13 protein-coding genes are annotated in these 16980 nt (G+C 43.5%); 10 read left to right on the plus strand and 3 right to left on the minus strand.

The features are described 5' to 3' along the window. Positions 1-1109: 1109 nt before the first annotated feature. The 4 genes from ACHUFW_RS01885 to ACHUFW_RS01900 all read left to right on the plus strand — a co-directional run bounded on the left by ACHUFW_RS01885 (position 1110) and on the right by ACHUFW_RS01900 (position 4765). Positions 1110-1361 (plus strand): OadG family protein, encoded by a 252-nt coding sequence (locus ACHUFW_RS01885; RefSeq protein ID WP_394200289.1) that lies wholly within the window; start codon positions 1110-1112, stop codon positions 1359-1361. Between the two features lie 15 nt (positions 1362-1376). After that, entirely contained in the window at positions 1377-3176 is a 1800-nt protein-coding gene (gene oadA / locus ACHUFW_RS01890) for a sodium-extruding oxaloacetate decarboxylase subunit alpha (protein WP_394200290.1), read from the plus strand. An 8-nt stretch (positions 3177-3184) separates the two neighbouring features. Then, positions 3185-4315, plus strand: coding sequence for a sodium ion-translocating decarboxylase subunit beta (locus ACHUFW_RS01895; protein WP_394200291.1), 1131 nt, complete (start codon positions 3185-3187; stop codon positions 4313-4315). 261 nt (positions 4316-4576) lie between these two features. Next, on the plus strand, positions 4577-4765 hold the full coding sequence (locus tag ACHUFW_RS01900; RefSeq protein WP_394200292.1) for a hypothetical protein: 189 nt from the start codon (positions 4577-4579) through the stop codon (positions 4763-4765). A 10-nt stretch (positions 4766-4775) separates the two neighbouring features. Here the strand turns inward: ACHUFW_RS01900 and ACHUFW_RS01905 are convergent, their stop codons facing one another. The 3 genes from ACHUFW_RS01905 to ACHUFW_RS01915 form a co-directional block, all read right to left on the minus strand. After that, complete coding sequence (locus ACHUFW_RS01905; RefSeq protein ID WP_394200293.1) at positions 4776-5111, minus strand: PBPRA1643 family SWIM/SEC-C metal-binding motif protein; 336 nt, start codon at positions 5109-5111, stop codon at positions 4776-4778. A gap of 485 nt (positions 5112-5596) precedes the next feature. Further along, positions 5597-5782 (minus strand): hypothetical protein, encoded by a 186-nt coding sequence (locus ACHUFW_RS01910; RefSeq protein ID WP_084632593.1) that lies wholly within the window; start codon positions 5780-5782, stop codon positions 5597-5599. A 126-nt stretch (positions 5783-5908) separates the two neighbouring features. Continuing rightward, complete coding sequence (locus ACHUFW_RS01915; RefSeq protein WP_394200294.1) at positions 5909-7159, minus strand: dicarboxylate/amino acid:cation symporter; 1251 nt, start codon at positions 7157-7159, stop codon at positions 5909-5911. A gap of 356 nt (positions 7160-7515) precedes the next feature. Here ACHUFW_RS01915 and ACHUFW_RS01920 point away from each other — a divergent pair, with 356 nt between their 5' ends. The 6 genes from ACHUFW_RS01920 to ACHUFW_RS01945 all read left to right on the plus strand — a co-directional run bounded on the left by ACHUFW_RS01920 (position 7516) and on the right by ACHUFW_RS01945 (position 16912). Further along, positions 7516-7938: a YqaA family protein gene (locus tag ACHUFW_RS01920; protein ID WP_394200295.1), complete on the plus strand. Its 423-nt coding sequence runs from the start codon at positions 7516-7518 to the stop codon at positions 7936-7938. 68 nt (positions 7939-8006) lie between these two features. Beyond that, entirely contained in the window at positions 8007-10841 is a 2835-nt protein-coding gene (locus ACHUFW_RS01925) for a M16 family metallopeptidase (protein ID WP_394200296.1), read from the plus strand. Between the two features lie 186 nt (positions 10842-11027). Continuing rightward, positions 11028-12617 (plus strand): glutamate--cysteine ligase, encoded by a 1590-nt coding sequence (gene gshA / locus ACHUFW_RS01930; protein WP_394200297.1) that lies wholly within the window; start codon positions 11028-11030, stop codon positions 12615-12617. After that, a complete protein-coding gene (locus ACHUFW_RS01935; protein WP_394200298.1) occupies positions 12617-13051 on the plus strand; it encodes a hypothetical protein in 435 nt (144 codons plus the stop codon). The genes gshA and ACHUFW_RS01935 overlap by 1 nt, the downstream gene beginning before the upstream one ends. Before the next feature lie 125 nt (positions 13052-13176). Further along, positions 13177-13794 (plus strand): transglycosylase SLT domain-containing protein, encoded by a 618-nt coding sequence (locus ACHUFW_RS01940; protein ID WP_394200299.1) that lies wholly within the window; start codon positions 13177-13179, stop codon positions 13792-13794. Between the two features lie 616 nt (positions 13795-14410). Continuing rightward, entirely contained in the window at positions 14411-16912 is a 2502-nt protein-coding gene (locus ACHUFW_RS01945; protein ID WP_394200300.1) for a hypothetical protein, read from the plus strand. Positions 16913-16980 lie beyond the last annotated feature (68 nt).

Raw genomic sequence — 16980 nt, forward strand, 5'->3', positions numbered from 1 at the left:
GCCGAAGGCGCTCCCCTGCTAAGGGAGTATGGGCTTTATCTCCCATCGAGGGTTCGAATCCCTCCTTCTCCGCCATTATTAAAGCCCGTTGAGTGATCAGCGGGCTTTTTTATTGCCTGTATTTCCACGACTTCTGCATTGATATCTTATACCGATTGGTATGAGCCCAGCGCTGCTTTATCTTAGATTGTTGCCGTTATTTAGGGCATTTCTATCTTGCTTATATTAGCCATGCTCATTGCTATCAGACTGGTTAAAGCCCTGATTGTTTTAGCCTAGCTTATTTGTGCCCAGCTCAATTAAATCTGAGCAAGGGTGCTTGATATCTATTTGTCTCATCATTGTTCGCTTACTGTTATGTGGGGCCACTAGCTTTTTATTAGGGCTATGAGCCATTTACTGTGGCGGTATTGTCGATAACTCATCGCGCCTAACTTGTTTAGTCTCAGTACTACCCTGAGTTTTTTATTGGCCGTTATTGCCTGCTTTCTCGTTAGCAGACTCATTTTTAATTAGATGAGCCGAGGCTATTTTGTGAAGCAGTTTTTTGCCCTAGTGCTTATTGTGTTGCCAGCGTCAGGATGCACCAAACTGGTGAGCTGACAAAATGACGCTTGCAGAGGACTTTATGTCACGTTCGGTATCTGGCACAGAACAACTGCCTTAGAACACAAAGCATACAATGGCGTTATTGTTGTGACCTCTAGCTTGGTATAGTGATTTGTTTTGTGAATTTTTAGGTGGGTAAAGTGCATAAAATTGTTTTTCATGCCTAATGTTCTGTTTAAAGGAATCAATTTTTACACCGAAGTGTCTCAGTTTGCGAAAAAATTAATTGTGGAGGCTAAATTATTATCATATCTGCATTTTTGGTGCTAAAAAAATGAGAAATCACTGCTTGGCTGAGTTTGGTTATCGTAATTTTGGTAAGACCAATTTACAAAAGGCTCGCGTTTTTGTTATAGATTAGTTATGGTTTTCAATCTTGGAAGCGAATATTTGCCCAATATGGTGCAAATAGCCTCGCAGCAATAGCAGTTTGATACTGCCTAAAAATGCATTAAGTTAACCACTGGCATGAAGCAGTTATTAAACATGAAGAGGGAAGTATGAACGCAATTACACAACAGATAGTAGATGCCTTTGGCATCATGCTACTTGGTATGGGCTTGGTTTTCCTATTCCTGTCAATGTTGATCATCGCGGTTAAAGTGGTGGCGTGGAAATTTGCGCCTACACCTTCGAGCCATGAGAGCAGTGAGCCTGAGCAAGCACCTGCGAATAACCTCAATAATAATATCGATCCAAAGATTGTCGCAGCCATTACTGCAGCGATTCATCAGTATCGAGCAAAAGCATAAAATTAGGGAGTTTATATGAGCAAGCCTTTAGCATTAACTGATGTTGCATTAAGAGACGCCCATCAGTCCATTCTTGCCACTCGTCTTCGCATTGAGGATATGCTTCCTATCGCGGCGAAACTCGATCAAGTGGGTTATTGGTCGCTTGAATCTTGGGGCGGTGCCACGTTTGATGCGTGTATTCGCTATTTAGGCGAAGATCCATGGGAGCGTATTCGCGAACTTAAAAAAGCCATGCCCAATACACCGCAGCAAATGTTATTACGTGGTCAAAACTTGCTAGGTTATCGTCATTATGCCGATGATCTGGTTCACCGATTTGTGGAACGTGCCCACGATAATGGCGTCGATGTGTTTCGGGTATTTGATGCCATGAACGATGTGCGCAATTTAGAAAAAGCGGTTAAATCAGTTGTTGAAGTGGGTGGGCATGCCCAAGGAACGATCTCTTATACTACAAGCCCTGTTCATACTTTAGCGACGTGGGTCGATATGGCTAAACGCCTAGAAGATATGGGCTGCGACTCTTTATGTATTAAAGATATGGCAGGTCTGCTGAAACCTTTTGAAGCCTATGACCTAATCAGCCAACTTAAAAGTCAAACTGACTTAACGGTAGCACTGCATTGCCATGCCACTACAGGGTTAAGTACAGCGACTTACCAAAAAGCCATTGAAGCGGGTATTGATGTCCTTGATACCGCCATCTCCTCTATGAGCCAAACCTATGGTCACAGTGCCACTGAAACTTTAGTCGCGATGGTTGAAGGTACTGACCGTGCAACTAACTATGATATGGCGCTGCTTGAAGAAATCGCCGCCTATTTCAGAGAAGTGCGTAAAAAATATGCCAGCTTTGAAGGTGAACTCAAAGGTATCGATTCTCGTATTTTGCGTGCACAAGTGCCTGGTGGCATGCTCACTAATATGGAAAATCAACTGCGAGAGCAGGGTGCGTCAGACAAACTCGATCTGGTATTAGAAGAGATCCCTAAAGTTCGTGAAGACCTAGGTTATTTACCTTTGGTGACGCCAACGTCACAAATTGTCGGTACCCAAGCGGTGATTAACGTGTTAACCGGCGAGCGTTATAAGTCGATGACCAAAGAGACCGAAGGTGTATTAAAAGGCGAGTACGGTGCGACTCCTGCGCCAGTCAATAAAGCGCTTCAAGATAAAGTGCTTGATGGGGCTGAGGCCATTACTTGCCGACCTGCGGATCATCTTAACGCTGAGCTTGATAGTTTACGCACAGAGTTAAAACAAAAAGCAACTGAGGATGGGGTGCGTCTTGCTACTGAGTTTGATGATGATGTGCTGACTTATGCCTTATTCCCACAGATTGGTTATAAGTTTTTGCAAAACCGTGATAATGCCGATGCATTTGAACCTAAGCCAGAAGTAGCTGTTGCAAACGCTACGGCAACAGCCTCGGCATCTGGTGAGCCAGAGACCTATACCGTTAATGTTGAAGGCCAAAACTTTGTGGTTGAGGTGTCACCTGGTGGCGATATCAATCAAATAGTTGCCACAGATAATGTGGTGTCATTTACTCCGCCAGCGAGTTCACCCGCAGCGGCTGCACCAGCCAATGCCGCGACGAAGGTGGAGATGAATGCGCCGTTATCGGGCAATATCTTTAAGATCAATGTTGCGCCGGGTGATGCCGTAAAACAAGGCGATGTGGTTATTATCCTTGAAGCGATGAAAATGGAAACTGAAGTGCGTGCTGAAGCCGATGGTGTGGTCAGTAAAATTTGGGTGAAAGAGGGAGACTCTGTCGCCGTTGGTAACCAATTACTGGGCATAGCATAGGAGTTATCATGGAAGGATTATTGTCGTTTTGGGCCGAGTCAGGGATTGCCAACTTTACTGGTGGTCAGCTGTTAATGATGGCCGTGGGCATAACGCTACTTTACTTAGCTATCGCCAAGGGGTTTGAACCACTACTGCTACTGCCGATTGGCTTTGGTGCCATTTTGGCTAATATCCCCAACGGTGGCTTTACCGATGAAGGTGGACTGTTATATTTCGCCTATTATGTTGGTATTGAGACTGGGATATTTCCGCTGTTAATTTTCATGGGGGTCGGAGCACTGACCGACTTTGGCGCGTTGATTGCTAATCCCCGCATGTTGCTACTCGGAGCGGCAGCGCAGTTTGGTATTTTCGCAACCTTAATTGGTGCGATTGCCTTGAACGCAGTTCCTGGGTTTGAATTTACCATGGCCGATGCTGGTGCGATCGCCATTATTGGTGGTGCAGATGGGCCTACCGCGATTTTCTTGGCCTCCAAGTTAGCACCTGAATTACTTGGGGCAATTGCTGTTGCAGCTTATTCCTACATGGCACTAGTGCCGATTATTCAACCGCCAATTATGAAGGCGCTCACCACAGAGTCGGAGCGTCAAATCAAGATGGAGCAGCTGCGTGAGGTGAGTAAGAAGGAAAAAATTATTTTCCCACTGATGGTGTTAGGACTCACTATCTTGTTCTTACCTGCTGCAACTCCGCTTGTTGGCATGTTTTGTCTAGGTAACTTAATGCGCGAGTCTGGCGTGGTTGATAGGCTTTCAAGTACCGCGCAAAATGAGCTGATTAATATTGTCACCATTTTCCTCGGACTTGCGGTCGGCTCTAAGCTTTCAGCGGATCAATTCCTGCAGATTGAAACCTTAGGTATTTTGGTCTTAGGTGCAGTAGCTTTTGCAATTGGTACGGCCTCAGGCGTGCTCATGGCCAAACTGATGTCTAAGCTCTCTGGCGGTAAGATTAACCCGTTGATTGGGGCGGCGGGAGTGTCTGCGGTACCAATGGCAGCTCGGGTAGTTAACCGTGTTGGACTTGAAGCCAACCAGCAAAACTTCCTATTGATGCATGCAATGGGGCCTAACGTTGCCGGTGTATTGGGATCTGCGGTTGCAGCTGGTGTGTTAATTGCTGTGTTAGGTTAACGCATTAGCCTTTAACTGGCTAAACCCGAACTGACAAAATGCCATGATGATATCATGGCATTTTTTTATGCCTTTAAAACGATAATTTCAGCGCTTTATGCTGTTATCGACACAGTTATATTTGAAAAATACTGTGGTAATTGACACAGATCATGGTTCCCCTACGACATTTAGGTTTTTATAAAGGTGACCTATATCCCATATTGCAACTCTAAGTTAACAAAAAGTTGCTAAAAATCGTTGCTATAAAGAGGTGCGAACATGGAATTACTACCCAACTGCTATACCGATCTGTGTATTAATGGTAAATGGTTTCACTATGACCATGGTGAACTGTCAGTATTCATGCTCAATGGTGGTGATCCATTAACCTTTAAACTAGACAGTGTACCGAAAACAGAAGATGAGCTTGAAGCGCACCTTCACACCTTTGCAAAGCGCGTCCTGTAATTACCGGCCATTAACCGCAGCAGCGTTTGTATTTTAGACCGCTGCCGCAACTGCACGGCTCGTTACGCCCAGGTTTGCTAACAACTTTTGCTGTAGTGGGTTTGTTTAAGTAAGCCGTAAGCTCAGCCGTGTTTTCGCTGCCATCTGCAACTAATTCAATATTGCCAAATAGCTGATGCTCAGCGAGCAGTGCTTGGATTTCTGCTTGACGTTCGGCGGTGGTCACCGTGAGGTTGAAAGGGTGCTCCTCGGTTCCAGGTTTTGCCGTGCGTTTAGTATTGTAGCCGTAGCTTTCATGCTTAGGCTTAGGCGTTTTTCGGCCTTTAAAAAAGAATTTGTCTGACATATTGATTCCTGAAAATAGTCGCGCCGTTTTTGCGGGGGCGCAATGTTATACCAATCGGCATAAGAAAGTGAACTACTCAGAGCTATTTTTGGCAAACTAGTTCGAGACGAATAACTAAAGTCATAGTGGTTCTATTGGGAAGTTATTCAACGAAGAAATAGGCAGCCAAAAAGCGCCCAAAGGGCGAGTTTTAGCACTTCTGATACTGTGTAAATGAACTTGAACGTAAGTAACTATACCCTTCATTCGTTGCAAGCCACATGGTCTTGACTGTTCCTGACAGTCATAAGACATTTCCTCCATCCCTGGAGGTCAGATGTGGTAAATGTCATTAATGCACGACTATAGAGATATAGGAGGTAGAGTAACGCAGGAGCAGTTACCGAGGAGCAATTAATGACCTTGTCTCAGAAGCGCTAAACTCTCGCTGAGCGATCACATCTTTGTGCGGATTGGTGTTAACAGAACCATCAGCAGCCTAGCAATTAACTGCGTAAATTTTGCCCGGCGGTTAACCAAAGTAAGAATAATAGCGATAAGATCAGTGTCATGCTAATGGCGATAATATAGATAAAACCTTTCTTCCCTTGTTTTAGTGGCACGCCATTGAGGTGCAAAAAGAGTGTCCAGAATAGGCAGAGTATAATCGGTAGGAAGAAGAGTTTGGTCATAAATGGCCTTAATTATCTTGCAATAAACTTTGCTATGTAATCAGTATAACGTGTTTGTTTTCAAAGCCCAATCTGGATATTAAAAAGGCCACATCAAGTGGCCTTTTTTAGATTTAGGTTGGCTTTTTAAGTGTTAGCCGCAGGCTTTAATGGTTCGTCATTGGTATAAAACTGGTCGACGTCAACCTGTCCCTCAGATTTCCCTACTACGACGGCAGTCATCATATCTCCGGTCACATTGGTACTAGTACGGATCATATCAATAACTCGATCAATAGCAGCGATAAAGGCAATCCCTTCTAAAGGCAAACCAACCACACCTAAGGTGACAGATAACATCACCATGGCACTACCTGGAACGCCAGCTGTGCCAACTGAAGCTACCGTAGCAGTTACTGCGATAAGCAGATAATCGCTCATCTCTAAAGGGATACCATAAATCTGGGCAATAAAGATGGCCGCAATAGCTGGGTAGATACCGCCACAGCCATCCATGTTCATCGTCGCCCCCATTGGCAATACGAACGCACCATACTTTTTCGATACACCCATTGACTCAGTACAGCGAGTACTGGCGGGTAATGTGCCAAAACTAGATGCAGTCGTAAACGCAACCAATTGTGCTGGCATCGCTTTACGGAAGAATTGTACAGGGCTCAATTTGGCTGCAAATTTAATTAAGCCACCGTAAACAAAAATAATATGGATTAGCGCAGCGATATAAATTGCACCAATGAACTTGCCTAGTGGCAGCAATGTGCTTAAACCGTACTCGCCCACAACCCAGGCCATTAAACCAAATACGCCGATTGGGGTCAGTTGCAGTACCATGCGAGTAAGTTGGAACATCACTTCTGCACCGGCTTCAATGGTGTTTTTGAGAGCTTGGGCTTTTTCACCCACCTTATTAATCGCGATACCCACTAAGGCTGCGAATACGATGATTTGTAACACTTTGCCTTCGGCTAAAGAGGCAAATGGATTAACGGGAATCATGTCCAGTAACACTTGGGCAAATCCCGGTACATGGCGCTCACGTACTTCTGATGTTGCCAGCTCCATGGTGCCGCCCATATCAATCATCGAACCAACAGTTAAGCCAATAATTGAGGCTATGGTGCCGGTGAACATGAACATGGCGAGGGTCTTAAAGCTCAAACGCTTGAGGCTAACATCGTTACCGAGAGCGGTAATACTGACGACGATGGCACAGAAAATCAGCGGCGCAACCAGCATTTTGATTGCGGAGATAAACAAGTCTCCGAGTGGTTTTAATACTGTTGCTTGTTCACCAAATATCACACCCACGGTAGCCCCTAAAATGAAGCCTGCTACCACCTTCTGCCAGAAAGGGATTTGTTTGATTGTCTGCCACATGTTTACTATTCCAAATAAATGATTAAGGCACATTCGCCGGGGTGATTAAGTGTTGTGGTTATTAATTTTGGTTATTAAAAAACACCTTAATCGATACCTCAGTGCTGTTGCGATATATTTTTGTGCGAAACGTCATAGTTTGCCTGCTCTGCTGTTGCATAGCAAAAATAAATAATTTCGCGTTAATTGAGCCATTTTATAGATAGACCGTGTTGCGCAACAAACCATTTTTGTTATAACTTATTGTGATAATAAAGCTTGTTTTAATATCTTTAAATTTTAACGGTTGTGCAACACTGTGATGGCACAGTACAGCCATTAACAAAACATTACGAAATATCATTAGGTAAGAGAATATGACAACGTTATGGTTGATGTTTAGTGCTGCATTTCTTGCTGCAACATTGTTACCAGGTGGATCGGAAGTTTTACTTGCCGCTTTGCTCAATGATGATGCGTCAATTTGGGTGTCACTGGTGGTTGTTGCCACCATAGGTAATACGCTTGGGTCGATTACCAGTTACTACCTTGGGTCGTTGGGACGATTTGCAAAGTCACCAGAAGATATGGCAACAGGCAAATATCAGCGCAGTTTGCGCTTAATCCAGCGCTACGGCTCTTGGTCGCTATTACTTGCTTGGGCCCCGGTAATTGGCGATTTGCTGTGTTTGTTAGCGGGCTGGATGAAGTTACCGCTAATTCGATCAACCATCATGATTTTTATCGGTAAAGGCATTCGTTATCTGTTAGTTGCTGCGGCAGCAATGCATTGGTTATAGTGACGACTAACTCGCGTTGTTTTATTTGATGTTTTAAGGAATAGGCGCTAAGCCTAAAGGAGTTTACATTGAAAAAATGGATATTGGCGGCGGCAGTTTCTGCGGCGTTACTTGGATGTGCCAATCAACAATCATCAACCAACTTACCTGCCGGTGTGTCTTTTGTAGAGTCCGTGAGCTTCAATGAGTCTGAAGTTGGCATTCCTTATAAAAAATATCAATTAGCTAATGGCTTAACCGTCATTTTGCATCAAGATAACTCCGATCCTTTAGTGCATGTCGATGTGACTTACCATGTGGGTTCAGCCAGAGAAATGTCTGGGCGCTCAGGGTTTGCGCATCTATTTGAACATATGATGTTTCAAGGCTCTGAAAATGTAGGCGATGAGCAGCATTTTAAAACCGTGACTGAAGCAGGTGGCACACTCAATGGCACCACCAATAGTGACCGCACCAATTATTTTGAAACCGTGCCGAGCAATCAGCTAGAAAAAATGCTGTGGCTCGAGTCCGATAGAATGGGCTTTTTCTTGCCAGCGTTGACGTCAGAAAAGTTTGAGGTTCAGCGCGAAACAGTAAAAAATGAACGAGCGCAGCGTATTGATAATCAGCCATACGGTCGCATGAGTGAGCGTTTTAATCAGGCATTCTACCCTCAAGGGCATCAATACTCTTGGCCTGTTATTGGTTGGCCAGCAGATTTAGAGCGTGCAGATCTTAATGATGTTAAACATTTTTTCCAGCGCTGGTATGGACCAAACAACGCCACCTTAACTATCGGTGGCGATATTGATGAATTACAAACCTTGGCCTGGGTTAATAAATACTTTGGTGAAATTCCTACCGGCCCCGAGGTTAAAGCCGATGACAAAGTTTTAGTTACCTTACCGGAAACGCGCTATATCTCCATGGAAGATCGAGTGCATCTGCCGCTGCTGCGAATTGCCTTTCCAACGGTATATGGTCGCCACCAAGATGAAGCAGCACTGGATTTGTTGTCTAACATCCTCGGCGGTGGACAGACGTCGATTTTCTACAAGAACTTAGTCAAAGATGGTTTAGCTGTGCAAGCGGGCGTGAGTCATCCATGCCAAGAGCTAGCCTGTCAGTTCTCCATGTATGCATTAGCCAATCCTGCTGCTGGCATTGGTTTAGCTGAAATAGAGCAGACCATGATGGACTCTATCGCTGAATTTGAGCAGCGCGGTGTGACGGATGATGACTTACAAAAAGTAAAAGTGCAGTTTGAGGCCAATACTATATTTGGCTTACAAAGTGTTAAAGGTAAAGTCTCGACACTGGCTTACAACCAAACCTTTTCTGAAAACCCTAATATGATTGGTTACGATCTTAATCGTTACGCCAACGTCACCAAAGCCGATGTCATGCGCGTCTTTAATACCTATATAAAAGACAAGCCTATGGTAGTGATGAGTGTTGTGCCGGAAGGCCAGCGCCAGCTAATCGCCCATGAAGATACTTTTGTTGCACCAGCGCCTTTAGTGGCCGCAGAGGCAGTGACCGGTTTAGAGAGTTATGTTGCCGCCACTTCATCATTTGATCGCAGCATCATGCCTACAGCAGGGCCTGCTCCAGTGTTAAAGGTGCCAAGTTTGTGGACCAGTAAGCTGGGTAATGGCATTGAGGTCATGGGAACGGAATCTGAAGAGACGCCTACAGTCGAGCTGGTGATCTACCTTAATGGTGGTCACCGTATGGTGGCGCGTGAGCAAGCCGGGCTTGCCAGCTTGACCGCTTCAATGCTGAACGAATCAAGTACTAGTCGCAGCACCGAAGAGTTAGCCCAAGCATTAGAGATGATTGGTAGTACTATCAGCTTTGGCTCTAATGTTTATCAAAGCTACGTCAAAGTGTCAGCGCTTACTTCTAAGTTGGATGAAACTTTAGCGATTGTGCAAGAGCGTTTATTTAGCCCTGCGTTTAAACCGGCTGATTTTGACCGAGTTAAACAGCAACAGCTGCAAGGTTTGCAGCACATGATGTCCGATCCTAATTTCTTAGCCTCTACCGGTTTTGATGCGCTGTTATATGGTAAAGACTCTCCGCTTGGGGTGAGTAGTCGAGGGACACTTGAGAGCGTCGCGGCACTGACACTGGATGATGTAAAACAGTTTTATGATAAGCAGTACCGCGCCGGTAATGCGCAAATGGTGGCGGTGAGCAATCTAAACCAGAAGCAACTGATGGCTAAATTGCAGCCTTTCAGTCAATGGCAGGGTGAAGCGGTTAACTTACCTGCGTTGTCTGATTTGCCCAATGTCAAAGGTGGCAAGATCTACATTCTTGATAAGCCAGGTGCGGCGCAGTCAGTAATTAAACTGGGTAAGCGCGCCATGCCTTATGACGCAACCGGTGAATATTTTAAAGCTTATTTGATGAACTACCCGTTAGGTGGTGCATTCAATAGCCGCATCAACTTAAACTTGCGTGAAGATAAAGGTTATACCTACGGCGCGCGAAGCTATTTTGCTGGCGGCAAAGAGCTGGGGATTTTTGAGGCGTCAGCCAGTGTTCGCAGTGATGTCACAGCCCCGGCTTTGGTTGAGTTTGCCAAGGAAATTAACCAGTATCGTAAGCAGGGGATGACAGAAAAAGAGCTGGCGTTTATGCGTAGCTCAATTACGCAATCTCAAGCATTAGACTATGAAACGCCATACCAAAAAGCGGGCTTTATGCGACGCATTCAACGCTTTGGTTTACCTTATGATTATACCGAGCAACAAACAGAGCTCATCAACAGTGTAAGCCGTGAAACCTTGAATCAGGTGGCGAGGGAGCAGCTTGATTTGCATAAAATGGTGGTGTTGATTGTGGGTGATAAAGCGGCTATCGAGGCGGATATTAAGGCGCTTGGGTATCCAGTTAGAGATTTTGAGTTGTAATCTGGTTATTTGACCCTATATTAGACACCATAAGCGGTATTCACTGTGTGAGTGCCGCTTTAGCGTTAATAGGCGCAAATAAAACTGACGTAAATGCACTATGATTAGGGCATTGCATGAAATATCTGTTTCGATTGGCAGGTCTGATAAGCTAACCGTGACAATGACAAATGAGAGACAAAGAGATTGAAATCTTTCAATGAAGTGATCGAGCAACTCTCCGATAAAAATAGCCAAGGTGCCCTAAGGGATCTTCACCGTGGTATCGAGCGCGAAGCCTTGCGAATTGATGATGCTGGGCATTTATCAATGCAGCCGCATCCGCAAGCACTAGGCTCTGCGTTAACCCATTCTCGGATCACCACTGATTATAGTGAGTCTCTATTGGAGTTTATAACTCCGGTTCACGGTGACATCGACTCGTTGTTTACCGATCTGACTTATACCCATGCCTACACAGTGCAAAACTTGGGTGGTGAGCAGTTATGGCCAGTCAGCATGCCTTGTTATGTGGGTAATGTGGAAGACATCCCCATTGCTGATTATGGCAGTTCAAATAGCGGCCAAATGAAACGTTTGTACCGTAAAGGCCTGACATACCGTTATGGGGCACAAATGCAGATCATTTCAGGTGTGCATTTTAACTTCTCGGTATCGAAGTCATTGTGGCAACGCTTGTATGAAGTGCAAGGTGCTGAAGGTGGACGCTGTCAGTTTATTTCTGAGTCTTATTTCGGATTGATTCGAAATTATCGCCGCATGGTGTGGGTATTGCCTTATCTGTTCGGTGCCTCTCCCGCTTTATGTGGCTCATTTATTAAAGATCAACAAACCGATATCGCTTTTGAGAAAATGGGTAAGGGCACGTTATATTTACCTTACGCGACCTCATTGCGGATGAGTGATTTGGGCTACACCAATAAAGAGCAAGAGCGCCTGAGTATTAGCTACAACTCGCTGGATGAGTACCTTAAAGGTGTTGATGCCGCGATCAATATGTCCTCTGACAAATTTGCCCAAATTGGCGTGAAAGTTGATGGTGAGTACCGCCAGCTCAATGCCAATGTGTTGCAGATTGAAAATGAGTTTTACTCGCCGATTCGTGCTAAACGTGTCAGTTTACCCGGTGAAAAGCCTTCTGAAGCGCTCGCCAGAGCCGGGGTCGAGTATATTGAGGTGAGAGCGCTGGATGTCAATCCATTTAGCAGTGTTGGGATCACGCCTTCACAAGTGCGTTTTCTTGATATGTTTATTCTATATTGTTTGCTTAAGCCGTCGTCAAGCAGCGATGCCGTTGAAGAGCAAGCCATTTCTGACAACCTCAACAAAGTGATTTTGCAGGGGCGTGATCCACAGTTAACCTTAAATCGCGATGGCCAGCAGGTGAGCAAAGTGGCTTGGTTACATGAGATTTTTACTGATCTTAACAAGATTGCCCAGCAGCTTGATGGTGATGAGGGTAGCGACTACCAGCAAGAGTTAGCTAAGTGGCACCAAGCGGTAGATAATCCAGATCTGACGTTGTCGGGTCAATTGATGCAACAGTTGTTTGAACAACAACTTGATCATGGACAATGGGTGATGGGCTTGGCGAAACAGTACCATCAAGAGCTACAAGATTATGTGCTGCCCGATGATGTTCAAGCCAGTTATCAATATGCCGCACAGCAATCGATACAACAACAAGCTGAAATTGAGCAGGCCGATAGCCTGACATTTGAGCAGTTCTTATCGGACTATTTTGCGCCGAAAGTGGATGACGCTAAGGTGAGTTAATGCGTAAGCTTGTATGGGTTGCAATTATACTGGGGTTGCAGGGATGTGCGTCAGCGCCCGACGATGAAAATGTTTGTGGTACCGTGTCTGGTTATCTAGAGCCACCACAAGCAGACAGCTTGTATCGTGTTGTTGTGACTCATCTCGATGGTAAGCCTGTTATTTCAAAGCCTAATTACCAGTTAAGCCCCGGACGCTATGAATTTACCGTGGCAGAGTTGATCAGTGACCCCGCAGTAAAAGTTAAGCTTGCTGCACGTACACCTAAAGTGTTGACTATCAATGTGGATGCTGATGAGCGCTATCACATTGGCGCCCAATTCAATGACGGTAAGATTTACCGTGGTATGGATAGCAGCTATTGGCAACCGGTTGTTTGGCAACAAGAGTCATATGATTGTGAACGTGCCAGCCTGAGTACAACAACGCGGTAACCTGACAATTGCCTTTACGGTTTTATCATCATCGTTTAGGCAATAATCCCACCAGAATCAATTGCCTAAAACGATAAACAATGTGACACTAACGGTTTATTGAGCCCACATTGGTTATGGAGATTATGAAGCATTTATCTTGGTTGTGGATCGTCATTGCCACGCAATTGCTGATCGGGTGTGCCACTCCTCCTCCCAAAGATCCTGAAAACTTATGTGCCATTTACCAAGAAAATCGCTCTTGGTATAAAGCGGCAAAAAATACCCGTGAAAAATGGGGCGTACCCGTTCATGTGCCGCTTGCCATGATGTACCAAGAAAGCTCTTTTAAACACAACGCGGCACCGCCAATGGAGTACTTTTTGGGCTTCATTCCCATTGGACGTGCCAGTGACGCCTATGGTTATGCGCAGGCTAAAACCATGACATGGGACGACTATGTCCGCGAAACGGGTAACTCTTGGTCTAGCCGCAGTAACTTTGATGATGCGATGGATTTTATGGGCTGGTTCATATACAAGACTCATAAAATTAATGGCGTGTCTAAATGGGATGCCCGTAATCAATATTTGAACTACCACGAAGGGTGGGGAGGGTATAAGCGTAAAACCTACAACCAAAAAGCCTGGTTGATTAAAGTGGCTGATCGCGTTGATGCTCGTTCTAAGCGATATGCAGCCCAATATCGAACTTGCCAAGAGGATTTGGACTCGTCGTGGTTATGGCGGTTGTTCTTTGGGTAATGGTGCTTAATAACCTGCGGTAGGCTGAGTAGGTTTTCGCCTCCAGCGGGGAATGGTACATAATCACCTGCGGTGGGCTGATGTGTGAATGCCCTTATGACACGCCATAAATACATCCATGTAGGCTTCGCGGCGACGTCCTGTCGCCGAGAGTCAACGTGCATTCACACTAGGTTAGGTGTCTCTTCGAATTGGGTTCGCTTGTTGTGGAATGGTTTCAGGACAAAACCAAGTTAGAGTATTGAGTCTAATCAACCAAACGTTGATTAGAAAAGTATCTTGGTTTACCCAACGGCCGTAATTTGCTGTTTACCAGCATAAAGCGGATATGCAACCAGACAATCAGCATCATCAAAACCTTGTTGAACAAATGCCGTTGGTAAAAATTTATAACTTAGGATTTTTACTTCACATTGAAATCTAATTTGTAACAGGGCGAATTTTTTATCATCCCCTGCTCGCATCAATTTATAGAGCAACTCTCAAAGGATTACATGTTAACAGAGCCGTGGGTGAGCCAGTACACTGCCGATTCGTTAAGTAACCACATGATTATGTGACAAACTCAGTTATTTAGGTAATATCCTATTTAGTAACTGATTTGATGGTTTTTAAAATGGTAACAGAGTTATTTTCATCAAATTTATTGGAATTTGATGTGGCATCTAAGTATGCCAATATAATTAGTGACACCTTCACCTTGATTGTTGGGTTTGTAGCTATTGGAATTCCATTGGCTATCCAAATCGCTAGCCAAGTGACTGAAAAGTACGATAGCTCACGACTAGCTAAGCGGCTCACCCAAGGAGTCTTGGTTAATCCAGTGTCACTAATAATAACTTCAATTATTTACATACTCCTAAGCATCCTCTTTAAAGCTAATCAATCTAAAGGGAATAGCTTACTGCCATCAGTAATTGAAACTGTTTTAGTTATAGTGTTAATTATAACCTTTTGTTTAACCATAGTTGCAGCTGCGTGGTTTTTTATCCGACTGTACTTTCGTGTAATGGATCCGACTGAAGATTACATTCGAGACTTCCTTATGTTGAACGATTCACTGAAGCTCAAGTTGTTGATGAAATTCGATGCCTTATCCAATAAAAGCTCATATTTTTATTGGATTAAAAAACTAAAAATTGAAGACCGCTTTTATTATTCAAATTTTACAGCATCTAAACTAAGTTATGTGAGTGCTGGATTAGAAGTTCTTATTGAGCAGTTGAAAAGCAAAAGTTGGGACAGTAGTTTTGTTGAGATTTTGTTTCAGTTCCATAAGAAGGTAGTAAAAACATATTTTGGACCTAAGAAACATTATATCTCATTGTCAAAATCTGACGTCAAGTTTATCAAGCTATACTGGGATGCTTTAGTTCGAATCATTAGGGTCTCTAGGGAGGCTGAAGATGCAAAGCTTTCATTTCACTCCCAAAGACTATTTGCAACAATGATTTCTCACATTATTCATGACCCTCGATACGTTCAGATCGTTGCAGAAGATTATGTTTTGACTTCAGATGAAAAAATAAACCTTTCATCTGACTTATACGAAATTGCCCGATGGCAAGGAAATCAATCAGGCAAGGGGATTGATCTAGTTATTGAGTGTGAGTGGTTCAGGGAGCTTTTCGGTCTCTTGAGACACGTCAATTTTAGAGCCGATTTAACTGGAATTGTTACTGCTAATCGTTCAATCGTAGATGTTTTTCAAATAGTTACTAAAGATCATCCCCACAAAGTCCTCAAGTTTTATAAAAATATTTCAGAAAATTTGTCTGGAGATCTACATTCTGATTGGATTAATTCCAAACCTACTGAAAGAAGCAAGAACTGGATAAACCAGTTTTGGAGAGACTTTAACAAAGTCGAATACACCATAAATAATTTGGACGTTTTAGAAGATAAAGTTAAATCTCTTTCTGATGGAAGAGCTTTTGTAAAGTACGGGGAGTTTGGGAAATCAGTTCCTCTTAATGAGGATGACGTTAACCAAGCTATCAAAGCTATTGAAAGTAATGATTTTAGTGACAATATTCTTCTTAGATATATGAAAAGTACAGGCTGTAGCATGTTGGGTGAACTTGCGTTTCAAGGTCGGTGGCAAGAAATCTATGACTGCCTAGAGTGGAAGCATCCTCGTGAATCAAATATTTGTCACCTAGGGGAGTCCCTGTTTGCCAGTAGTGTCAATGAACTTTTAGATTTGATATTCAGAGAGCTGAGTTCTATAGAAAATGATTTTAGATTTCACGACAGATATGAGCTTTCCCCTTTTGTATTTAGAGGTGTTTTATATCAGCTTTGTTATTTTTGTGAAAGGAGTAATGGAATAGGTTCACTATACGGTGGTGGGGCGTATGAGGATTGTACAAAGAAAAAGAAGATACTTAATAGGATACTTGAACAGCAAGGCAATGTGCCTTTAGTAGGTTTCAATCAAGAAACGTTAGACTCAGTACTTGAGGCGCTAAATAACTCAATAAAAGCTATTGATAAGCGAATGTCGAATGATATATGTAATAAGGTGGTAAGACCTTCCAACTGGATGTCACTAAAGAGTAATATTGTAAAAGGTTGGCAAGAAAATAATTTACTTTTTGAACAGCTTAATGTGGGGTATAAACCAAAAGTATTGAATATAGATACTTGTGTATTGAAACATTCAATAGGTAGAGAAATACTCATCACAACGACTAATGAGGCCGAAATAGCTAATCAATGGGGCTATAGAGCTGCTTGGAACCTCCTAATTCAACTTTACAATCGACTATCTGATTCGTCAAAGAAAGGAGTGCTATCAGATATAGTCATTGATAATATCGCTGTTTTTGCTTCAAAAGAATCGCTGCAAAATCTCGGCTTTAAGCTAGTTAAAAAGCAAACTTGGATACATGAAGAGTGTGCAAAATCCTTTGGGTATATGGCTGAGTCTGAAAATATTTTAGTTGTTGATAAAAATAATGTTCAAATAAATATGACATTGAATCCATTACGGGCCGGTGATAAGAGTCCAATCTTCTCTTATTTTATTGATAGTAATGAACTTCAAATAGAGCTGAATATTGAAGTTTTTTATGAGATATGTCTGAACAATGACAACGGGATAATTCTTATTTAGCCTTTAGTTGGCTTATCCGCTCACAAGTGATTCCTAACAACCCAAGCCTACTTAACCGTGGGCTTGTT

Source organism: Shewanella waksmanii, assembly GCF_043643685.1.
GTDB lineage: Bacteria > Pseudomonadota > Gammaproteobacteria > Enterobacterales > Shewanellaceae > Shewanella > Shewanella waksmanii_A.